Origin of the sequence: Turneriella parva DSM 21527 (genome assembly GCF_000266885.1) — a bacterium.
In the GTDB taxonomy this organism is placed as follows: Bacteria; Spirochaetota; Leptospiria; order Turneriellales; family Turneriellaceae; genus Turneriella; species Turneriella parva.
The window spans coordinates 2,058,335-2,080,295 of record NC_018020.1; the positions used below are offsets into that span (position 1 = coordinate 2,058,335).

A 21,961-nucleotide genomic window follows, 5' to 3' on the forward strand; every position below is an offset into this window, starting at 1 on the left:
CGAAGACGGGTCACGGCCCTACGCGCCAAAGAAGCCTTCGTCGCACAAACGGGACGTTTGTTTGGTGCTCCACCTAGGACGGAGACTCGGCTTCGCCTCGTCGCAGGCAGGCGCTTCGGGCAGATTTTGGCTTGCCGTGAAGACACGGCCAGCCAAAACCTCAAGTAGATTCCACGTTGTGTGAAACTTGCGGGGACTAATCTATAAGCATTTCTCGCAAAACTGACTTAACTGAGCCAATGGCTTCAATATTGACCTTACCAAGCTTCTTAACTAAACGCGCTTTATCGACCGTACGAATCTGGTCGAGGACTATATATCCGGTCTTCTTCTTGAATACTGTTTTCACTCGTGTCGGATAATTTCGCGAAACAGTTGTCATAGGGGCGATGATTATCGTAGAAATATTACCATTCATCTCATTTGGTGATATGATAAGGCAGGGCCTGGTTTTCTTAATCTCATGGCCGATAGTCGGATCAAGATTTATCAGAAATACGTCGTATTGTTCCACTACCATTGCCAGTCTCGATCTGCCGCATCTGTGAAATCGGGCATTAATAATCTATCATCCCGGTTTGTCGCCATCTCTTTGAATTTCTTTGCCCAACCTGCTCGAGCCTTACTTTTAATCGGTTTCAAGAGAAGTCCATCTTTCGTCGAAGTGACATCCACCTCATCTTCGATATGGTATTGTTCCAAAATACTTTTGGGGATACGCAGCCCTTTCGAGTTGCCCACCTTTACTATCTGCAAGATCATACCGATCAAGCAATTACATTGTAATCACTTCGTCAAGTTTTTCGATTCCGAACCCGCAAACTTCAGACAACAAATTTTCTCTGCTGCGCTCCCTGCGGTGCTCCGGGTTTTGCGGCCCAAAACCCCGACTCTACCGAAGACGGAGACTCGCCTACGGCTCGTCACGCTTGCTCTGAAAGCAGCGCCGCCGAAGACGGGTTGCGTGATTACGCGCCAGAGATGCCCTGCGCCCGGCCAAGCGGGAGCTTGGTTTTGCCGGACTCGGGCGGGCGCTTCGGGCATATTTTTGGCTTGCCGTGAAGACACGGCCAGCCAAAACCTCGAATAGATTTCGCGCTGTACTCCGTTGCCAGAGATGAGTTTTTCAAGAATTGAAACCGAAAGATTGATTCTTCGCACCTGGCGGCGCGAAGACCTCAATGACTTTGCTGAGATGAATGCCGACCTAGAAGTCATGCGTTTTTTCCCCACCACTTTAACCTCAGAGGAATCGAACATATTATTTGACAAAATAGTGGGTCACTTCGAAGAGAAAGGCTTTGGTCTATTTGCGCTTGAGACAAGGGAGACTCAGGAATTCATTGGTTTTACTGGACTTTCGACAATAACCTTTCAAGCGCCCTTTTCAGAAATTATAGAATTAGGTTGGCGAATCATTCGAAAATATCAATGCAGAGGCTATGCAACTGAAGCAGCAAATGCTGCGAAGAACTATGCCTTCCATAAGCTCGGGTTCAAGTCACTTGTGGCATTCACGGTGCCTGAAAATGTGGCATCCAGACGGGTCATGGAAAAGATTGGTATGATTCGCAATCCTGATGAGGATTTTGATCACCCGAGAGTTCCGCAACAACATCCACTTCGCCGACATGTGCTATACCGGGTGAAAGCGAGCTAATATGAACGGGCAACGGTTTACAACAAAATTTAGCCGCTGCGCGCGCGACCACCTGCGGCTGGGTCGTGTGCTCGGCCTCGGTCGCCAGGAGTCGTTGACGCCGCACGCACGTGACGTGCATTCGGTGCGGCGCAACGAGGCGACCTTCAGCAAATTAATAGTGCGCCAAGCCGCGGCTTTCGAATGAAGACCGCACTTATTGCGCGATGCGCTATCGACTTCAAGTAAATTCCGTGTTGTCTGCCATGGTTGAACATGTTATTCGCCGCCATCCATGGCGGTGCACGATGCCTGTGTGTTGAAAATTGCATGAAGAACAATAAGAAGCGATATGATTGGTTACGTCCAACGATACGTGATTGGGCTGCATTTGCAATCTTCGTAATTTTTAGCGCGGTCACGCCTTTGGTTTTTTCGAACAATAGCGATTTAGGCATATATTGCTTAGTCTTTTTTGGCTTTGGTAGCACCGTTGCCGGTCTAACTGTTTTTCGGAAGATTCGCGAAAGTAAATTTGATGGTTCATCGGTTGATGTCATTGGCGGCGTAGCAATTAGACCTTCGCGCCTACGCTTGATGGTGTATGCCTTTGGACTTTCTATTTTTGGCGCGACGATGGCTGTTTTTGGCACCGGGATGCCCATATTTCTCAGGCTAATTGGGGGCGGCCTCTTGGCTCTAGGGATAACAATGGTGATCTTAGGCCTTCTAAAGAAGTTACCAGCAGGTTTCATCCGCTTCGACGTTGATCGTTTCGTCCTGGGAAATAGGCGTTATACTATCGGCATAGAATGGGACAATATGGCCCGAATCGAACCGGGCAACATACATGATAATTCCGCCGTGTTCGTCTGGTTAAAATCTCCGCAAGCGATTCAGGTCGAGCCATCCAAATCAATTACTTCCGCTCTAAAATCCATCTCATGGACTGAACAATGGTACGGTGCACATTTGGCGTTAATTACGGAAATATATGGTCTGCCAGGCCCCATGGTTGCAGCTGCTTTAACTCGATATAAATCCCATCCAGAGGCAAGAGAAGAGCTTAGAAACAAATACATAACTTAATAATGGCCCGGCCGTCCATGGCCGGGCTCGATTGTGCAACCACGGCAGACAACAAAATTTACCTGCTGCGCTCCGAAGCGGAAACCTGCGGATTCGCGTAGCGAATCCTTGGTCGCGCTGCGGAGCTCCGGGTTTTGCGGCGCAAAACCCCGACTTCACCGAAACGGAGACTCGCCTGCGGCTCGTCACGCTTGCTCTGAAAGCAGCGCCGTAGAAGCTGGGTCGCGTCCCTGCGCGCCAGAGATACCTTCGTCGCACAAGCGGGACGTTTGTTCGGTGCTCCACCTAGGACGGAGACTCGGCTTCGCCTCGTCGCAGGCAGGCGCTTTGGGCACATTTGATGGCGCAAATTGGCTTTACAGCCCAAAATTATGCCATACGCGTCACCGAGCGTCAGGGAGATTTAGCCTTGTACGCAATCTTTCGCAAAAACTTACTCATGAATCATTTGAGCCTGTTACAGATCAAAAATCTGGTAAGAAAGAAGGCGATGCTAATTTCGGCCCCGAATAATTACCTGCCCTCATTCGGCAAACCCACTTACGACGCGCATCCCCATATAGAACTCAATAACCAAAAATATCACTATGTAATTCTTGAGAGAGGCAAAGAATCGGAACGTAGAAGCACTCCAGACCTGGAGGAGTTTTTTTACTGGATATTTAAGGCAATAACCTGGTCAATGGCTGTTGATTTTGAGCTTTCAAACCGGATAATTGGCGAGGATTGCAGGCGAATGATTTTCCAAAAGCAATCAGAATTATTGGGGGCTTTGGATCAGAATTGGCAGCGGAGGTTCGGCTCAGAAACGGCGCAGTTATTGCAGCAGTTCCCTTTCGATGATGTGGCTGGGTTGAGAGCTTCTTATAGCGGGCGCCTGAGAAAGAAAGGCTTTGCTGAAAGTACCATTGAAAAATTGGCATTTAGAAAGTTCCCAAAGGTTGTACCGTAGCGCCACCGAAGCCAGGCAGGCACTTTGGGCACGCTATTCCCGCGAATCGGCTTTACAGATTGAAATAATCGCGTATGCGTAGACGAATGTTGGGCGAAACTAACCTTGTGTGACATTGGGGATGCAGCAATTTTATGAGAATAATCTTGTTCACGTTTGCTCTGACCTTACAGTTCATTATAATGGCGGCATGCAAGTCACAGCAAAAGCTCGAAGAAGAAAGAAATATTCTTGAAGTTTACGAATATGAGGCAGAAAAATTTCACCGGCTCTTAACGCAAATTCCGACTTTTGATGGATTCGATTTTCCCATCTGTAAACCTGAAGGTGCAGGTTGCTATGATGCGAATCCTTTCGGCACAGACGATCATTTAGGCGAAGACTGGAATGCCGGCCCAAACAATAAAGACCTGGGTAAACCGATTTACTCCATTGGCAATGGCGTCGTGGTTTATTCTCGTGATATTGGCAACGGTTGGGGGAAAGTATTGCGCGTAATTCACAGGGTGCAAACAGGTAATTCATTCGATTACATAGAAGCATTATATGCGCACTTCCATAAAATGGAACCTTCACTGGGTGATTTCTTAACACGAGGACAAAGAATCGGTACGATAGGTACGGCCGGCGGATCGTATGAAGCCCACCTGCATCTGGAATTGCGATCAAGAATAGCGATGCCTATAGGTGGGGGGTACTCAGCGAATACTGCCGGATTTCTAGTGCCGAAGGTCTATATTAAACAGCATAGGCCGAAAAAGAACTGAGTTTAATGCTTTAAGATTACTTTATTGTCCTTGCAACTCATGGTGAAGCCTTGAGTTTTTCGTAGCTCGACCGAAGACAGAGGGGGCAGGCACCCTTCAGAGCACGACTGCCAAGCGTTGATTACGAGCGCCCCGCAGGCGAAATGAAGACTGGCGGCCGAGCAAAATCCGATGCCAAAAGGCTTTACAGAGGGCTGGCTTTGTGCCGTTCGATGCAGCGATGAAAGGTCTTTTGGATGCGAGGCTTATCTTCATCTTCTCGGGCAGCGTTAATCTGGTATTTCGGAATGCTGGATGAATCACGGCCCGATACAAGCTATATGAGAGGCAACAACGTCGAGATATTGCTTTCGCCTTAGACACAGTATTCTTAGCAAACCACAATCGTCCGCAGCAAATGATTGAACAGGTCATTATCGACGAATTTGAAGCACATTCAGAGGCTCGTTCATTTTCGTTCTGGGTGCTGCTGATCACCGCGGCAATCTGTGCAATTCTGGCTCTATCACTGCATGAGGCAATACAACTCGCATGGCACAGTGCGTTCTTTCTTGCATATATGTTTCAATTCGCTCTGGTCATCTGGGCAGTCGATCGATACCTGAGACAAGAAAGAATATCCGAGTTCGTACAAAAATATACCAGAAGCCGAATATCCAAAACCATTGGCTTGCGCCGGCTTCATGAGACGCGCTCAGTGCTTGACAAACACTATAACCGTGACCGGCGATTTGGCTATCTGCTCGATTTTCTCGAGTTCTTGTTGAGCCCGAGCGATATGCTTTGGTTTAAGCTTTTGAAGTACGTATTGCTCATTGGCTCTGCCGTGATATTGCTGCCTTACGCATTTGTCGCGAACGCGCCCATAACGTACTTGACGGTTCTATCAGAAAGTGACGGCAACGCGATGGCGGGTTACAGATCTTTCTTGTTTTCGATTCTGATTATCGGGTTCTTTTGGTTTGGTTTTTCTGTTATGGTCTGGTTAAGCATCGCCTGGTTTTACGGCGAGGGCCTGTTCGACTGAACGCTTAAACGCCGCATCTCCCGGATTCGCAAAGCGAATCCGGGAGATGCGGCAACCCTCAAGTTGGGCTCGACGCCCTCATTGCGGGCTGCTAGCAGTCGCATACAGCTTCGCCGGTATTGCCCCCGCTAGAAATCCGGCACGGCCTGCTTTGACTGCATCGCGCATCGCCGCTGCCATGAGAACCGGGTCTTTGGCTTTTGCGATTGCGGTGTTGAGCAGAACTGCGTCGGCGCCGAGTTCCATCGCGCGTGCCGCGTGCGAGGGTGTGCCGATACCGGCGTCGACGATCACCGGCAAACGCCCGCGCATCATCGTGAGCAAGATCGTGAGGTTCGCTTCGTTGGCGACACCGCGGCCGCTGCCGATAGGGCTCGCGGCGGGCATAATGCATTCGGCACCCGCGTCGGCGAGACGGCGCGCCATCACCGGGTCGTCTGACGTGTAGACCATGAGGTAGAGATGCTTGCTGGCGGGGTCGGCTTTAATGAGTTCGACGGCTTTCAGCGTTTCAATCGGGTCGGGCAGCAGCGTCTGCACGTCGCCTGTGACTTCGATCTTGAGGTGCGTGTTGCCCATCGCGGCCGCGATTCGCGCCAGCCGCAGAGCGTCAGCGGCAAAGGCACAGCCCGCGGTGTTCGGTAGCAGGGTGATGTTTGTCGTGTCGACATGGTCGACCAGAGATGCAGAACGGTTGCTGTCTCTGACCTCGATGCGGCGCAGCGCAACGGTCACCATCTGCGTTTCGGCGACGCGGTGGCATGCCTGCATAATTTCGAGGGTCGGATACCGGCCGGTACCCACAATGAGGCGTGAATTAAGTGAAACGGGCCCGAGGGCTAAGGTATCAGAATCTGGAGATTTCAGTCGGTTTCGTTTTCGTCGTCATCAGCCACTGCAACCGCTTCTTTGCGGTCATAGCCAAATTTGACTTTTTCGTCGGCGAGCATGCTCAGCGTCTGAACAGAGCTTTTGCGGCGTTTGAGGCCTTTGGGCACGTCGAGCTTAAAAAGATGGTCTACGACATCGAAGCTGGCACAGGCAACCTCATATTTTTTGCTTTTCGCGAGGTAGAGTATTTTGGCAATTTCGATGTCTTTCATGCGGGGGTACTCCCGCCAGCATTCATAGTTGAAACCAACTGTAAAGAAAAATGAATAAGCCCACGACCAAAAAGCGCCTCATGAACCTGCTTTTTGGCGACCCCGAAGCCGAGGCGATGGGTATGGGGGGGGGCTTTGTGCTTTTTCCCCGGCGGTTGCCGCCCGACCTTGACGTTCTTTTCTTCGATGAATATATTCGCGCTCTGCGCATGCCCGTCATTTGGGTGACGATTCTCGTTTATGCGATCGTGCTCATCGGCATCTGCTATTACCAGTCGAAATTTGCCTACCTGACGCAGTGGGCCGTGATTTCGGTTTTTATCGGTTTCGTGACGATACTCGATATCTACTTTTTTTGGGAACTCACCAAGAAATGGGGATATCAAAACCAACTGACGCTATTGAACACTTTGCTCGGCCTGCTCGTGAGTTCGCTCGCCTGGGGCATCTTCATGTCGTGGGAGACCATGCCCGACCACTACATCGGCATGATGACCACGATCATCGGTTCGATTCTTGGCGCAGCAGCGGTGATACTCTCTTATTCGCGCATCAGCTATCTGATTTTTATGTCGGGCCTTGTGGTGCCGGGCGTTATTTTTATGTTCACACATCAGGGCCCGTTCTATCTCTTTATGGGCCTTTTGTTCTGCGGCGGGTTCTTCTCATTCATTCTCATCAACATGATGGAGTATGCGAAGCAGCGCCAGCTCTTCGATGCGCGCCAGAAACTCGCGGTTTTTAATTCAGAACTCACACGCAAAGATGCCGAACTCGATCAAGAGCTGCTGTTTGCCTCGCACATTCAAATGGGAATATTTCCCGAACCACGGCTCACGATCAGCGAATATACCTTTCAGACGACGATTCTGCCGCTCGGTCGCATCTCGGGTGACTACTGCGATGTCGTGCAGCGCGGCGATATCACCTTCGCGCTTGTCGCCGATGCCTCGGGGCATGGCGTGCCGGCGGCGATGCTGACGATGGCGGCAAAAAACGTCTTCAGCAATGTGCTCACAGAAAAAATTTCACCTGCTGCTGCGCTGGCGCAGGCGAACCACGAAATTCTGAAAATGATCAAAACGCAAGACTTCATGACCGGGTTCTTGCTGAAATTGTATCCGTCGGGTTTGGTGGAGTTTTCAAATGCCGCACACCCTTCGGCATTTTTTCAGACGCGCGCAGGTGACATGCGCCTCTTAGACACTTCGGGCTTTATTCTCGGTGGGCTCGACGACGTCGATGCGCTGTACGAAAACGGCAGCGTACAGATGCGCCCGGGTGACCGGTTGTTTGCCTATACCGATGGCGTTACCGAATCAGCGAATGCGGCGAATCACTTCTACGGCGTCGATCGCCTCGAAAAAATGCTCCGCATCACCCGCGGCCTTGATCTCGGCCGTGTGACCACCCGCATCTTCTCAGATATGGTTTCGTTCGCTGAGGGTGTGCCGTTTCGCGACGACATCGCGATGATGGTGATCGAATATAACCAGACTTAACAGGTTCTTATTTCAGCAGCGCGATACCCTGCGGTAGTTGCAGAAAAACGCCATTGTTGGTTTTCACGATGCGTTCAACCGGCAGATCGCGCCGGTGCAGCAGTAACCCGCGTTCGTCGGCAATGATAGCGTGGCCCGACCGGTGTGTGATAAGGCATGCGCTGCCGCCCGTGAGGCTGATCGTGGTGCTTTTCCAGACATCGGGTGAAAGTTCGGGGGCGGCCTGAACGCTGTCTTTAATTTCGAGCGCGCGCATCTCGGGCGGAGCCTTGGCGCCGCGCGAGATAAAGAGTTGCAGAAAACCTTCGGCGTTGGTCTGCACGAAGCATGTCGTCTGTGCAGTCAGCGCCACGGGAGATGCCGTGACCGTGCGCACCGCGAGCTCTGAGCTCGCAACTGTTTTGATGTCAGGTTCGACGCGCCGCATCGTCTCTTCGGCAGCAGCGCCCGCCGGCGCGTTCAGGGTAAACCGGGCGCGCAGCAAAAAGTCTTTTTGTACAGGCTGCTTTTCAACCGTGACGGTTTTTTCGACGATTGCCGCAAGTTCGCCCGTCGCGAAATCGCATGCGAGAGATTTCAGCGCATAACCGAGTTTCGTGCGCATAAAGAGCCTGCGGTCGAAGTGTGCGACAATCACTTCGCCGTCGAGCGAACCGAGGCAGGCCTGCGCGGCAAGATCGGGGTTGTCGTCGAGCAAATAGTGCGTGAACAGCACTCCCTGAAAATCTGCCTGGGTCTTAAAATCAGGATTCATGAACGTCAGGCGTGAATGGTCGCCGGCGGCAGCCATGATGTAACGCCCGCGCGGCAACACATGCAAATAGTGGCTTTCGTCTTTTTCCCAGAGAAACTGGCCCTGCTCGTTAAACATGTAAACCTGCGAGCCGATCTGGGGGTACCAGATGAAAAACGCGCCATTTTCTGCGCCGGTTATATATCCCTCTTTGTTTTCGAGAGATATTTTGCTGTCGTCAGCCTTGGTGAGCGTCTGCCCCGGTAGCTGCATGGTACGCACGAGTTCGCCGCGCTCGCTGAGAAGATGCGCGCTGTACTGGCCCGGAGACTTGCGCCGGAAGAAGACGCGGGCCGCCGTCGCTGCCGCGTTCGGCTCTGCGTCGAATGCGGTAACCGACTGCAGCTCGGGCAGCTGCACTTCACGCGTGGCCGAAACGGGAATCTGCCAGAAGACCCAGACGGTAACGGCAACGGCGAACGCGAGCCGGGTAATCATTTTGCCGGGGCACCCTCGCGCAGTTCTTTCATCTTCTTCATGATCTCGACGTAAGTGCCGAACTTATCGCGGAAATCCTGGTACGAATAGATATAATATTCGTAACCCTGCTCGGTGAGAAACAGCTGGCGATTGCGGCAAAACTGTTCTTCGCTCGATTCGTTGGTGATGACAGAATAGAACAGCGCCTGATTGCCGTTGCCCTTCGGACGCAGCACGCGCCCGAGTCTCTGCGCCTCTTCTTGGCGGCTACCGAATGTACCCGATATCTGAATCGCGACATTCGCGTCGGGCAGGTCGATCGAAAAGTTTGCCACTTTCGAAACCACGAGTGCCCTGATCTGTTTTGTGCGAAAAGCTTCGTAGAGGCGCGCGCGTTCGTCGAGCGGGGTTTTGCCCGTGATCAGCGGAATCTTGAAACGCGCCGAAACACGCTGCAGCTGGTCGAGGTATTGCCCGATCACGAGCACCTGATCGTCGCGGTGGTGGTAAAGCAGCGTGCCGATCACGCGCATTTTTTCAGGGTTCTCTGAAGAAAGCCGAAACTTTTCACGGTCGTCGGCTACCGAGTACATGCCGCGCATCAGTGAACGCAGAGGCGTGCGAATTTCGACGCAGCGCGCTTCGGCGATCCATTTTTTCTTTTCGAGTTCTTTCCACGGCACGTCGTATTTTTTCGGGCCGATCAGAGAAAACACGTCTTCTTCGAGACCGTCTTCGCGCACCAGGGTCGCGGTGAGGCCCAGCCGGCGCTTTGCCTGCAGTTCGCTCGTCATGCGAAAGACCGGCGCGGGCAACAAGTGCACCTCGTCATAGACGATAAAACCCCAGTTGTTCGACGAAAAGAGATGAAAGTGTGTGAAATCCCCACCCTTTTTTTTGCGGTGGGTGAGAATGTTGTAGGTCGCGATCGTGATCGGCTTAATTTCTTTTTTGTCACCCGAGTATTCGCCGATTTCGCTTTCTTGAATCGTGGTCTTGTCGAGAATTTCGTTTTTCCACTGCCTGATCGAGAGTGTGTTCGTCACGAGAATCAGCGTCTGCGCACCGACGGCGTGCATGGCGCCAATGCCGACGATGGTTTTGCCGGCACCGCAGGGCAGCACCACCACACCCGAGCCACCTTCGACGCTGCCGTCGGCGTAGAAGGCCTTGATCGAAGATTCTTGATAGTCGCGAATCACGAAATCATTGCCGCTGCCGAGTTTCGGGCGCAGTTCAAACTTGAAATCATTTCCCTTTTCGTAGCCCGCGACGTCTTCAACGGGAAAGCCGATTTTGATGAGTGCCTGCTTGATGTGGCCGCGAAAGTCGGCCTTGACGTAAACTTCGTTTGGGTTCTTCGGGCCTTCGACGTAAGGCTGAACTTTCTTGTTGCGAATAACCTCGGCGATGTAGCGCGGGTCGGTCGATTTGAGTACGAGGTCGCCGCGGTCGTCGCGATCGAGTTTGAGTTTGCCATATCGCCCAATCTGCGTGTAGATGTCTGCGCTCACCGCCTGCGGCACAGGATATTTTGAATACTTGTAGAGCGTGTCGACGATCTGCTCTGCCTTGAGTTTAGACGCCGCCGCGTTCCAGAGAGAAAGCGGAGTGATGCGGTACGTGTGCAGATATTCGGGTGATTTTTCGAGTTCAGCAAACTTCGAAATTTCGCTGCGCGCGTTCTCAAACATTGGGTGGTCGACTTCTAGCAGCAGGGTCTTGTCTGACTGCACGATCAACGGTTTTTCATCTAAACTTGCCATAAATCCTCTTGTGTGCCCTTCATGTCCCGAATGCGGCGAAACTGCGCGCGGTACGGGTAGCCAGCACTGTTATCAACCCTCAATATACACCGCCATCGTGGTCGCGATGCGATTTTTGAGCATTGTTTTCAGGTCGCGTTGGCGAAATCGGGGCGGTATGGCCTTGAGATTAAAGACAGCCTGTAAAGGAGAATAAGATTCGCATTTTTTCGAAAATCTTACATTCCAAAACGAAGTGCAATCGACCTCCGAAAGTAGACCTCGGCTGGCGTCCGAAAATTCAGTCGCTTGCGTGGCCGATTATTCAGTAATTCGAGCGCCGCGTCAACCTGTTCCTGGTCGATTTCCCGAAAGTCCGTTCCCTTCGGAAATGGCTCGCGCAGCAGGCCGTTGGTGTTTTCGTTCGTTCCCCGCTGCCAGGGCGATCCTGGGTCGCAGAAATACACTCCGCAATTCAGCACCTGTTGCAGGTCCCGGTATCCGCTCATTTCTGTGCCGCGATCATAAATCACACCCCGTAACAGAGAATTATCGACGTCTGCGAACAGGTCGCGTGCAGCCGCGTTGAACTGCTCAACGAGTTTGCGCTCGATTTTTGCCGCCTTGGTGTAGCGCGAATGTCTTTCGACAAAGGTTGCGATTTGTCCTGTGCCGATTTTTCCCTCCACCAAATCACCCTCCCAATAGCCAGGTTTTCGCCGCGTCAAAGCCTCGGCTGGCAGGTCGTGAATGCGTAAAAACCCTTTGTTTTCAGCCTCAATCCGCACTGTGCGCTTGTATGGTTTTCCCTTGCGGCGCAGGCAAAGGCGATAGAAATTCGATGTGGCGGATTTCTTACGGATATGATTATAGATCGTCTGCATGCAAACCCCGCCGAAGCGTTCAAGCCGCATACGCCCCGCGATCTGCTCCGGTGACAGCGTCGATTTGAGCGATGCGCCGATCTGTGACCAGAGTTCCGGGGTCACCTTTGCGGCGTTGGTATTCGTCTGGCGCCTGCGCGCTGCATCTTTTGCGCAGCGGGCGCTGTAATGCCGCGGCATTGAATTGCGGCGGATTTCACGATAAATGGTGCTCGGGTGGCGCTTCAGGTCTCTGGCAATACGTCCGGCATGGCGGCCCTGCCTGAGGCTTTCTTCTATACACAGTCTTTCTTCATTGGATAGTTGAACGTAAGGTCGCATCCGGGGTCTCCGTGGTCGTATTTCGCAAATCAACCTCGAAACCCCGGCGCGGCCTTACACTACTTTATCCTATCGCACTTCGTTTTGGAATCTACAAATTGCCGGGAATCTTCAGGCGAAACTGGCCATGCCTGCAAGCGAGTTAAACTTTTCGGCATGTCAAAATTTCTGATCTTGGGCCATGCGTGCAACGACATGGGCTATTCTGGTGTGCGTGGTTGCCACGCTCTCACCCCTCATGGCAGCTTCGCATGCCAATCAGCCAGGGCATTTCGGGCTCGGTGGAATTCTCGGCGAACCCACGGGCGTCTCGGCGAAATATACCCTCGACCGCCAGTTCGCAGTGCAGGGAGCGCTGGGTTTAAGTCTGGTCGAAAAGGGTGTTTGGCTCAGCACAGATTTTCTGATACATATACATAATGTTTTTGGCGACGGCGGCAAGCTGCCGCTCTATGTAGGCGGGGGCCTCGTTATTCAAGACAGAGGCGACAGAGGCAAAGACAAAGTGCGCGAAACATCGTTAGGCATTCGGGGGGTCGTGGGTGTCGAATACCTCGCACAAGACAGAATTTCGATATTCGGTGAAGCCTCGGCGCAGCCGTTCTTGTTTCCCTCATGGGGTTTAGGCATCAGCGTTGCCGCGGGCGCGCGCTATTGGTTTTGAGTAACGGCTTGCCGGCAGCCCCCTTTCGGCTTGCCTGCGTGTCACGGCGCGGCTAATGGGAATATGCGCAAGATCTGGAAAAACGTCTATAACTGGGGCGACACAGAAAAGAAAATCGATTCGACGATAGAACACCACATTAATCATTTTAAGCATCTGCTCGGCATACAGGGCGAAGCCCGCGACCTGCCCCTCAACAGCAACGCGCAAGAAGAAGTCAAACTCGCCAAGAAGAGCCGCCTGACGCGCCAGGTGTTGCGAGATCTCATGCGGTTCGTCGGCAGCGATAACGTGCAGGTTGACGACTTTAGCCGCGCGCGCCACTCGTTCGGCAAATATTACGGCGATATCTTGCGCATGCGCATGGGTAAGTTTGCGAACGTGCCCGATGCAGTCGTCATGCCGCGCACCGAAGAAGATATCATCAAAGTCATCAACTATTGCAATCTGAAACGCATTGCGGTCGTCCCCTGGGGGGGAGGTACCTCGGTCACGCGGGCTTTGGAAGCAGAAAAAGGCGGCATCGCGCTCGACCTGACACGCAACTACAAAGACATTTTGTCGCTAAACGCCGAAGATTCGACAGTGACAGTCGAGGCAGGCATTCTCGGGCCCGAGCTCGAGCAATATCTTAACGAACGCGGTTATACCTGCGGGCATTTTCCGCAGTCGTTTGAGTTTGCGACCGTCGGCGGATGGCTCGCCGCTCGCGGGGCCGGCCAGGCTTCGACGGGTTATGGCCGCATCGAAGACATGGTAGTCGGCTTTCGTGCGGTCACACCCGCAGGTCTCATTTCATGTGGCAACTACCCGGCTGCATCTGTCGGCGCCGACATACGCCACTTTCTCATGGGCAGCGAAGGCACGCTCGGGGTCATCACCAGAGTCACGCTGCGGGTGCGCCGATACAACGCCGCGAATGCTTCGCTCAAATCTTACATGTTTAAATCGTTTGAAGAAGCCGTAACGGCGATGCGTGAGATGATGCAGTCGCAGGTGATGCCTCCGCATTTTTTTCGCATCTCTGACCCTGAAGAAACTGAAATTGGTCTCGGCATGAAGGGCAAAGACAAGGGCATCACCGGCGCAGCGCTGAACATGCTCGGTTTCAGGCAGGGCGGTCGTTCGCTCATGTACGCCATTTTCGAAGGCGACCCGGCGCAGGTGAAGCTCGGCGTAAAAACGCTTGGGCGCATCGTGCGCAAACACCGCGGACTCTCGCTCGGCTCTTACGCCACACGCAAGTGGCTCGAACAGCGCTACTCGTCAGCCTATATGCGCGACCCGATGATGGATGCGGGCATTCGTATAGATACGCTCGAAACAGCAGTGCACTACTCGAACCTGACGCAGCTGTGGCAGGCAGTACGCGAATATATCAAGCGCGACGGGCAGACGCTCTGTCTCACCCATATTTCGCACACCTATGAAACGGGCGCCAATCTCTATTTTATTTTCGTTTCGCCGATGCTCGCGAAAGACGAGCTGGCGCAGTTCGAGAAGTTTCATCGCGGTATTGTGCAGGTTTTTGCGGCGAACGGCGGTACACTTTCGCACCACCACGGCATCGGCCGTCTGGTCGCGCACCTGCTCGACCGTCAGCACTCACCCGCGACGCTGCAGGCCTGGCGCGCGGTGAAAAAGACGCTCGACCCCAAAGGTATCATGAATCCCGGAGCGCTGATTTTCAAGAAATAACCCATGCAGGCGGTCATTCGGTTCTGGGCTTGGCTGGGTGACATTGGTCTTGGGCACGTGCCCGAAGGCGCGGCGCAGCCGCTGCTGCGCCTCTTTAACAGAATTGCGATCATTTCGGCCCTCACGGTCATTCTGCAGGCGTTCAGCTTCTATTCTCTCGGGTTAACCTATGTAGTCACCGTCAATGTCGCCGTTACACTCGCGTATCTGAGCCTGTTGATTCTGACTTACTTCGGCTCATTTCTGCTCGCGCGCGTCTTTTACCTGATGATAGCCGCCTTTGCAATTTCGCACCACCACCTCTATTTCGGCTTTGCTTCAGGTTTCTGGATACTGCTCGTTAACCTGACGCAGGCCGCGTTCGTATTGTACCCGCAGCTGCGCATATCAAGACTTCTGCTTCTCTCGATCGCGATTGCCGCCTGTATCGTTTCGATCGTCGTGATGAGTTTTACCTGGGCGCCGCTTTACGATGCGATGACACCCGCTCTCGCGGCGAAATTCATGCGCGGCAATCTGGTGCGCGGGCCCGTGCTGCTCATGCTCGTGGCTTATTATCTCGTCTACGAGAACCGGCGAAACGAACAGGCTTTGCGCTTTACTGCGAATAAGGCAACCGAAGCCGGCAACGCCAAGTCGTTCTTTCTCTCTAACATGTCGCATGAACTGCGCACCCCGATGAACGCGATCAAGGGGTTTGCCGAAATCTTGCTCGAGGCCACCAACGGCATCGCCGATGCGAAAGTACGCGAACAGTTTAACGCCTACCTCAACCAGATTCGCATCTCTTCGGCGAGTCTCACCTCAATCATCGAGGATATTCTCGATTTTGCCCGCATCGAGACGAACCGAGTCACTCTGCGCAAAGTCGATTTCGATCTCGCTGAAATCACGCGCAACGTCATGCAAACTGCGCAGTTCTACGGCAACCGCAATAAAGAGGTTGAAGTCAAACTTGAGATGGCAGATGATGTGCCCAGGCGCATTGCCGGTGACCCTTCACGCCTCAGCCAGGTGTTGCTGAACCTTGCGGGCAATGCGATGAAATTCACGCACCGTGGGTTTGTGCGCCTCAGGGTAACGCTGCTCGAAGAATCACCGACAGCCTATTGCATCAGTTTTGAAGTTGAAGATACCGGTATCGGAATTCCCGGCGAGAAGCTGCCGTTTCTCTTCGAGAGCTTTTCGCAGGTCTCGCGCGAGACTGCCGTGCGTTACGGTGGCACAGGTCTAGGGCTCGCGATCAGCCGTCACCTCGTCGAGATGCAGGGCGGCAAGATTGCAGTCATGAGCAGCCCCGGTAAAGGCTCAGTTTTCACGCTCACGATGTGGTTCGAAAAACCTGGTGAAGAACAAGAAGCCCAGCGCAAAGGCGGCCGCGACCTGAAAGGGGCGAACATTCTTGTTGCCGAAGATAACGAAGTGAATCAACTGCTCGTGCGCACGCTGCTCGAAGCCTGGAACGCCAAAGTCGAAATTGTGGATAGCGGTCTCAACGCACTCGGGCGCGCACAAAAAGGCGGCTTTGACCTTATTCTCATGGATCTGCAGATGCCCTTCATGGATGGAATCGAAGCGGCAGAAAATATTCGTGCGCTCGATGATCCGCAAAAAAGCCAGATACCGATCGTCGCGCTCACAGCCGACGTGCTGAGTGAAACCCGGCGCAAGGTGCTCGCAGCAGGCATGAACGACGTCGTCACAAAACCGATCAATCAGGCAGAACTCTACCAATCGCTGCGGCGCGCGCTACAAATTCCCGAGTGAGTAGCGCAGCGCGTCACCTGAAACTATTCAGGCGTAACGGGCACCAGGTGTGCCGCGACGGCGCCATAGACCTGGTCAGCAGTGAGCTCGCGCCCGCAGCGAAAGTGCAGTTTCGGGCAGGCAGCGAGGCCCTTGTGGTTGCAGGGTCTGCAACTGATATTGCGCGCCGCGAGCACTTCAGCCGACCCACCTAACGGATAAAAACCGAACTCTTCAACCGTACTCAGAAAAAGCGCGACAAGCGGGGTTTTTGCTGCCGAAAGCAGGTGCATGAGACCGCTGTCGTTGGCGACGATGACCTTTACCCCGTCGGCGAGAGCCGCCATTTGCGTGACGCTCAGCTCGGCCTGCAAGAACATCATGCGCTTCGCATGCCGCTTGAGGTATGGGTGTTCTTTCAAGAACTGAAAAATTTCAGTCTCATCGGGGCCGCCCAACCAGACAATTCGCTGCGTCGGTAGTTTCTCAAGAATTTTCGAAGCAAGCGATGCAAAGTACTCAGCGGGCCAGCGTTTGGTCAGCCAACGCGCGCCGGGCGCGATGAGCGTCGCAGGTTCAGCGATAAACTTTTCGAGCGGCTTTGGCAGTTTTGTACGCGACAGACTGACCGCCAGATCTGGCGGCTTTTCAACCAAACCCTCGAGTGACGCAAAATAACGATCGCTCACGCGCAGTTTTTCGGTGTAGCGGTTTTTCTTCAGCCACACGAGCAAGATGCGGTTGAGGTATGGTTTCTTGTAATGGCGCTTTTGATGCGCGCTGATCAAGAGCGAAAGTACACGTGACTTGAGGTTGCTCTGCAAATCGGCGATCAGATCGTAACGTGAGACATCCGCCAGTTTTTTTCTTATCTCAAACAGTGAGTCAGATTTCTGCCATTCAACGATGCGGTCGACCTGCGGGCAGGCGGCTATAAAAGCCTTGTGTTGCGCCTTCACCAGAAAAGTGATTCGCGCGCCAGGGTATTGCTTTTTGAGAGCGGCGACCACCGGCGTCGTCAGCAAGATGTCGCCTATGGCGCTGAAGCGCATGACCAGAATTTCTTTCAAGCGGTGGCTCCTGATATTTTCGTAGCGAGCGAGTCAAAATCTTTGTCGGTGAGTTCGTGCGTAATTTCGTGCACGTCTATAGTCGGTGCAGTCTTCTGTATATAACCCATCGCCGCAGCGTAACGTGATGCAATGCCTGCAAGGCGCGCCTCGGTTTCGAAAACGTCACGCGCGCCGCGACCTGAAAGACGCCTCAAGGCAGTGGCAACCGGCAGGTTCAGATAAATGACGAGATCGGGCCTCAGAATGCGCGTGTCGCCGAGATAATCTTGCATGATTTTCTGCGTTTCGTTGGTGTCAGCCGCCTGATAAGCACTGGTCGAAATAAAGTAACGATCAAGCAGTACAATCGAGCCGGCTCTGATTGCGGGTTCTATCTGGTGCTTGATATCCCACAGGCGGTCGATGAGAAAGAGTTCGAGCAGGTCGCGGCTGATTTTAGCGTCGATGCTCTCGGCAGTGCGCAGAATGCGCCGAATTTCGCGGGAGGCATCTGTTTTCTCTGTCGGTTCGCGCAGTTGCGTCGTTTTATACCCCGCCGTGTTCAGCCTTTCAGCCACAGCCGTGATCGTGGTGCTCTTGCCGCTGCCGTCGATGCCTTCGAATACGATAAATTTGCCAGGCATGGAAAAACTCAGAAACCGGCGGCAAGATATTGAGCTGAAGCCGCCCTCTCGCGTTGCATGAACCTTCACTGATTATCGAATTGGCCGATACAGCAAAAAAGCGAATTGTCTTGCTTGGCTATGCGCTCCACAAAAAAGAGGCGATGGCAATGCTCAGCAGATACACGATGTATGAACTTCTCACGAAGTCAGTGGCTAAATACCAGAAAGAAATTGCGCAAATGTACCGCGCAGATAAGAACTCGCCCTATACCAAAGTGACCTTTCAAGAGTTCTTTGAAAAGGCGCGCGCGATCGGCCTGGGGCTCGACTCGATCGGGCTAAAGCGCGGCGACAAGGTGGGCTTTATTGCCGACGTCGGCCAGACCTGGTTGCCGGTCAGCATCGGTATCAATTCGATTGGCGGGGTTGACGTGCCACGCGGTACCGATGCGACAGCTGCAGAGTTGACGTATATTTTTAAGCACGCCGATTGCCCGGTCATTATTCTCGACAACGAAAAGGTCTACCAGAGCATTGCGTCGAGCCTCAGCGCGTTTGAACACCTGAAGACGATAATTTTCGTCAATGGGGCAAAGCCGCAGGTGCCATCGAACATTACCGTATATTCACTCAATGAAATCATTGAGAAAGGGAATGCGGCCCATGCTGCAAACCCAAGCCGGTTTGCCGATCTCGGTGGCCGCGTCGCTGAAGACGATCTCGTCACTATCATCTATACCTCGGGCACAACGGGCAACCCAAAAGGTGTCATGCACACGCAGAAATCGCTCGCATGGGAAATCTGGCATGTCGCTGATGGTCTGCCCCTGATTTCAGGCGGGGTGACCATGGGCTTCTTGCCGCCTTGGCACGTCGCCGAGCGCCTGATTGAATCGGTTGCACTCACAAAAGGTGTCGCCATCGCATTCACGTCAGTCGCGACGCTTGCGAAAGACCTGCAAGAGGCGCGCCCGACCTTCTTGCTTTCTGTACCGCGCGTGTGGGAAAGTTTTTACAACAAGGTAATCGACGGTGTCAAAAAGGCATCGCCTGTTGCGCAGAAGATTTTCCATTTCGCGCGTTGGTCGGCGATGCATTTCTCTCTCGAGAAAGATATTCTATCGAACACCAAATACCGACTCGAAAAGCCATCGATACTCTTTCACCTGTTTCGCCGCCCCGCAGCGCTCGTGAATCTGGTACTGCTCTTTATACCAAACCTGCTCGCGCAGGTAATTCTCGCCAAGGTGCGCAGGGGCCTCGGCGGGCGTGTGCAGTTTGCCCTTTCAGGTGCAGGAGCTTTACCTGAGCACATTGACCGTTTCTTCTATTCAATCGGCATCGCGATTGTTGAAACCTATGGCATGACAGAGACGGGCGGCGTTACCTGCCGCCGCACGTACCCGGCAACTGTGATCGGTACTGTCGGCAAACCGATCAAGGGCACGCGCGTGAAGCTGCTCGATGATCACGGCAACGAAGTGACAAAACCCAATACGAAAGGCGTTTGCTGGCATACGGGCCCTCACATCATGAAGGGCTATTATAAAGAAGACCAGAAGACGAGCGAGGTGCTGAAAGACGGCTGGCTGAACTCGGGTGATATTCTCGTGTATACGGCGAACGGCGAACTCAAATTCGCCGGCCGAGCCAAAGACACGATTGTGCTTTTCGGCGGTGAAAACGTCGAGCCGCAGCCGATTGAAGACACTTTGATACAGAGCGAATACATTCACCAAATCGTGGTCGTCGGCCAGGACAAAAAAACGCTGGGGGCACTGATCGTGCCCGCGAAAGAAGCTGTGCTAAAATATGCAGAAGAAAACAAACTGCAGCTACCTGCCGAAATGCGCGATTGGCCGGTGAATGCCGATATTCAGAAACTGTTCAAGACCGAGATCAAAGAACGCGTTTCAGACAAAGCAGGCTTTAAGAACTTCGAAAAAGTGACCACGTTCACGGTGATACCCGACGAGTTTAAAGTCGGTGAAGAACTGACGCAGACTCTCAAAGTGCGCCGCAATGTGGTATTCGACAAATACGCCAAACAAATCGAAGACATGTATAAATAGCTGAAAGCGCCGCGCTTTCAGCCGCGCGGCACCAGAGAGTTTAACAAGGCCTCAAGCGGCGGCGTTACCGACCTGCCGCGCCGCTGCATCATGCGGTTAGCATCACGCAAGAACAGCTGGCCTTCGTATTTTTGGCCTTCGCCCCAGGTAAAGAGGGGCACGTAGCCCGACCAGTGCGCCTTACCGAAGAGGTTTGCCCCCAGGTCGATTATGGTTCCCGTGCCGATGAGGGTGCCAATCGCCGTCTTGGCATAGTCTCCGATGATTGCACCAAACTTAATGGTGCCGGTTTCATAGCGTGTGCCGTTGAAAGTGAGCCTTACTTCGCCGTAGTTATTCTTCAGGTCTGAAGTTGTTGTCAGTGCCCCCAGGTTTACCCAGTCGCCGACGAGCGAATGGCCCAGAAAGCCGTCGTGGTGTTTGTTTGAAAAATCACCGATGATCGAGTCGGCAATCTCACCGCCGAGCCGGCAATTTTCACCGGCAATGCTGTTCGAAAAGCGGCAGCTGTCGAGCTGTGTTTTCTTGCCGATGTAGGCCGGCCCCTGAATGAGGCAAAAAGCGCCGATTCGCGCACCGGCGTCGACGACGACGGGCCCGCCTCTGGTATCGATGACTGCATGCCGCGATATGGCGGCTTCGGGATGAATGATTGCCCGGGCAGCATTACCCTCAATCTGCAAGGTGTTTGGCTGCGCTGCAGAGAAATAGGCATCAAGCAGCGACAGATCGGCTTCAATCTGCTTGCCTATATTCGTGAGCAAGGCTGCAGGCCTGGCAGCGGTATGTTTCGTGTCACTAGAAATCCACCTCAGATTTGCGAGCGAAGCATCGAGCTGCGACAGAGCTGCGGTTTCGGGGTTTGAGCGGCCGGTGATTGCTTCGCTGCATGCTTTGCCCGTTCGTCTGGCCCTTTGCCATGGAGAATAAATGCCATCGCGCAGCAAGAACAGCGGCTTTAGCCGCAGCAGGGGCAACAGCGTCGGTTCGAAAATATCGAGCGCCGCATTCATGGTGAACTACAGTCTTTACCGGTCTCTGCGTGCTGCTTCAAAGTTACAATGCACCTCTAGTGAATAGTACGCAGCAGGTCTTGAATCGGGTTAAAGTATGCAGCAAGGTTTTGGCCGGCGAAAAGGGCATGCGCGCCAATCATGATGAGAGATGCGCCTACCGGAATCGTTAGGTTGTCATCGAGCAAACCTTCGTGGCTCACAAATTCAATGAGCAGAGCAGAGATTGCCCCGATGCACAGCGTCAGCCAGTTTTCAAGCCGAACGCCGTGAGTATCCCACAGAACAAAATCTGACGCTACGCCGGTCGCTGAAAGCAGCAACAGAAAAACCAGACCTGAGAAGAATGCACCGCCAATGCCGCCGAGTGTGCCCTGAAGGCTCTTGCCGTTGTAGAAGCGTATCGTACCATATTTGCCTCCGACGAGCGCAGCCGCCGGGTCACCGAACGTCAGAAACAGAATGGAGAGAATTGCGATATCGCGCGGAAAAAAACCCACAACAAGACAAAGCGCGAGAATATAAGGCACGCTGCCGTGCATCTTGTTGAGCTCTTTACCCTTGAGCATGGGGCCGGCAACCTTTACAAACAGGTCTTGCCATAGTTTAAAACGAAAGCGCAAGAACTCAATGACCAGAAAAAATATGGTGATGACGCCGGTGATCCAAAAGATGAGGGAGCGCGTCGTCTCTTTGAACTGCCATGGGCTGACGGGGTCGAGCCAGGTGAAGAAATAGCCGACGGGAATCACGAGACCAATCAGGTGAAAAAGCTTGCGGGCATAGTTGAACTTGTCACCGGCCTGGTTATCTTTGCTAAAGAGTTTCTTTTGTTCGGCGGGCATTGG

Annotated in this window: 21 protein-coding genes; 10 read left to right on the plus strand and 11 right to left on the minus strand. The window is 53.2% G+C overall.

The features are described 5' to 3' along the window. Positions 1–196: 196 nt before the first annotated feature. Together TURPA_RS09945 and TURPA_RS09950 are read right to left on the minus strand one after the other, a co-directional pair. A complete protein-coding gene (locus TURPA_RS09945) occupies positions 197–520 on the minus strand; it encodes a type II toxin-antitoxin system PemK/MazF family toxin (RefSeq protein ID WP_014803172.1) in 324 nt (107 codons plus the stop codon). Beyond that, the gene (locus TURPA_RS09950) at positions 514–762 is read right to left on the minus strand and encodes an AbrB/MazE/SpoVT family DNA-binding domain-containing protein (protein ID WP_014803173.1); all 249 of its coding nucleotides are present in this window, start codon (positions 760–762) and stop codon (positions 514–516) included. The genes TURPA_RS09945 and TURPA_RS09950 overlap by 7 nt, the downstream gene beginning before the upstream one ends. A gap of 355 nt (positions 763–1,117) precedes the next feature. On the opposite strand from TURPA_RS09950, the gene TURPA_RS09955 reads away from it, so the two are divergent. The 5 genes from TURPA_RS09955 to TURPA_RS09980 all read left to right on the plus strand — a co-directional run bounded on the left by TURPA_RS09955 (position 1,118) and on the right by TURPA_RS09980 (position 5,474). Next, a complete protein-coding gene (locus tag TURPA_RS09955) occupies positions 1,118–1,660 on the plus strand; it encodes a GNAT family N-acetyltransferase (protein WP_014803174.1) in 543 nt (180 codons plus the stop codon). Between the two features lie 309 nt (positions 1,661–1,969). Beyond that, the gene (locus TURPA_RS09965) at positions 1,970–2,728 is read left to right on the plus strand and encodes a hypothetical protein (protein WP_157210462.1); all 759 of its coding nucleotides are present in this window, start codon (positions 1,970–1,972) and stop codon (positions 2,726–2,728) included. A 340-nt stretch (positions 2,729–3,068) separates the two neighbouring features. Beyond that, the gene (locus TURPA_RS09970) at positions 3,069–3,680 is read left to right on the plus strand and encodes an immunity 63 family protein (RefSeq protein WP_014803177.1); all 612 of its coding nucleotides are present in this window, start codon (positions 3,069–3,071) and stop codon (positions 3,678–3,680) included. 134 nt (positions 3,681–3,814) lie between these two features. Continuing rightward, complete coding sequence (locus TURPA_RS09975; RefSeq protein WP_014803178.1) at positions 3,815–4,447, plus strand: M23 family metallopeptidase; 633 nt, start codon at positions 3,815–3,817, stop codon at positions 4,445–4,447. A gap of 397 nt (positions 4,448–4,844) precedes the next feature. Continuing rightward, positions 4,845–5,474, plus strand: coding sequence for a hypothetical protein (locus tag TURPA_RS09980; protein ID WP_014803179.1), 630 nt, complete (start codon positions 4,845–4,847; stop codon positions 5,472–5,474). A 78-nt stretch (positions 5,475–5,552) separates the two neighbouring features. Here TURPA_RS09980 and TURPA_RS09985 read toward each other — a convergent pair whose 3' ends face one another. Further along, positions 5,553–6,341 (minus strand): thiazole synthase, encoded by a 789-nt coding sequence (locus TURPA_RS09985; RefSeq protein ID WP_014803180.1) that lies wholly within the window; start codon positions 6,339–6,341, stop codon positions 5,553–5,555. Then, on the minus strand, positions 6,338–6,577 hold the full coding sequence (locus TURPA_RS09990; RefSeq protein WP_014803181.1) for a hypothetical protein: 240 nt from the start codon (positions 6,575–6,577) through the stop codon (positions 6,338–6,340). Before TURPA_RS09990 ends, TURPA_RS09985 begins: the two co-directional genes overlap by 4 nt. 50 nt (positions 6,578–6,627) lie before the next feature. Between TURPA_RS09990 and TURPA_RS09995 the strand changes: the two genes are divergently transcribed. Beyond that, positions 6,628–8,079: a PP2C family protein-serine/threonine phosphatase gene (locus tag TURPA_RS09995; protein ID WP_014803182.1), complete on the plus strand. Its 1,452-nt coding sequence runs from the start codon at positions 6,628–6,630 to the stop codon at positions 8,077–8,079. 7 nt (positions 8,080–8,086) lie between these two features. Here TURPA_RS09995 and TURPA_RS10000 read toward each other — a convergent pair whose 3' ends face one another. From TURPA_RS10000 to TURPA_RS10010, 3 genes are all read right to left on the minus strand, one after another. Beyond that, positions 8,087–9,310, minus strand: coding sequence for a hypothetical protein (locus TURPA_RS10000; RefSeq protein WP_014803183.1), 1,224 nt, complete (start codon positions 9,308–9,310; stop codon positions 8,087–8,089). Further along, positions 9,307–11,058, minus strand: coding sequence for a DNA repair helicase XPB (locus TURPA_RS10005; RefSeq protein WP_014803184.1), 1,752 nt, complete (start codon positions 11,056–11,058; stop codon positions 9,307–9,309). Before TURPA_RS10005 ends, TURPA_RS10000 begins: the two co-directional genes overlap by 4 nt. Before the next feature lie 218 nt (positions 11,059–11,276). Next, positions 11,277–12,242, minus strand: coding sequence for an IS30 family transposase (locus tag TURPA_RS10010; RefSeq protein ID WP_014801244.1), 966 nt, complete (start codon positions 12,240–12,242; stop codon positions 11,277–11,279). Between the two features lie 181 nt (positions 12,243–12,423). Between TURPA_RS10010 and TURPA_RS10015 the strand changes: the two genes are divergently transcribed. The 3 genes from TURPA_RS10015 to TURPA_RS10025 all read left to right on the plus strand — a co-directional run bounded on the left by TURPA_RS10015 (position 12,424) and on the right by TURPA_RS10025 (position 16,371). Then, entirely contained in the window at positions 12,424–12,906 is a 483-nt protein-coding gene (locus tag TURPA_RS10015; RefSeq protein ID WP_014803185.1) for a hypothetical protein, read from the plus strand. 63 nt (positions 12,907–12,969) lie between these two features. Further along, a complete protein-coding gene (locus TURPA_RS10020) occupies positions 12,970–14,604 on the plus strand; it encodes an FAD-binding oxidoreductase (protein ID WP_014803186.1) in 1,635 nt (544 codons plus the stop codon). A gap of 3 nt (positions 14,605–14,607) precedes the next feature. Beyond that, positions 14,608–16,371 (plus strand): ATP-binding protein, encoded by a 1,764-nt coding sequence (locus TURPA_RS10025; protein ID WP_014803187.1) that lies wholly within the window; start codon positions 14,608–14,610, stop codon positions 16,369–16,371. 23 nt (positions 16,372–16,394) lie between these two features. Here the strand turns inward: TURPA_RS10025 and TURPA_RS10030 are convergent, their stop codons facing one another. Beyond that, a complete protein-coding gene (locus TURPA_RS10030; RefSeq protein ID WP_014803188.1) occupies positions 16,395–17,420 on the minus strand; it encodes a glycosyltransferase family 9 protein in 1,026 nt (341 codons plus the stop codon). Further along, positions 17,417–18,046, minus strand: a complete 630-nt coding sequence (gene tmk, locus TURPA_RS10035) for a dTMP kinase (protein WP_014803189.1) — start codon at positions 18,044–18,046, stop codon at positions 17,417–17,419. The genes TURPA_RS10030 and tmk overlap by 4 nt, the downstream gene beginning before the upstream one ends. 149 nt (positions 18,047–18,195) lie before the next feature. Here tmk and TURPA_RS10040 point away from each other — a divergent pair, with 149 nt between their 5' ends. Then, positions 18,196–20,100 carry an AMP-dependent synthetase/ligase gene (locus tag TURPA_RS10040; protein WP_014803190.1) on the plus strand — a complete coding sequence of 635 codons (1,905 nt, stop codon included), beginning with the start codon at positions 18,196–18,198 and terminating at the stop codon, positions 20,098–20,100. Between the two features lie 17 nt (positions 20,101–20,117). Here TURPA_RS10040 and TURPA_RS10045 read toward each other — a convergent pair whose 3' ends face one another. Continuing rightward, positions 20,118–21,113: a glucose-1-phosphate thymidylyltransferase gene (locus TURPA_RS10045; protein WP_014803191.1), complete on the minus strand. Its 996-nt coding sequence runs from the start codon at positions 21,111–21,113 to the stop codon at positions 20,118–20,120. Positions 21,114–21,169: 56 nt separating this feature from the next. Continuing rightward, a complete protein-coding gene (locus TURPA_RS10050; protein ID WP_014803192.1) occupies positions 21,170–21,958 on the minus strand; it encodes a diacylglycerol/polyprenol kinase family protein in 789 nt (262 codons plus the stop codon). Between the last annotated feature and the right edge of the window lie 3 nt (positions 21,959–21,961).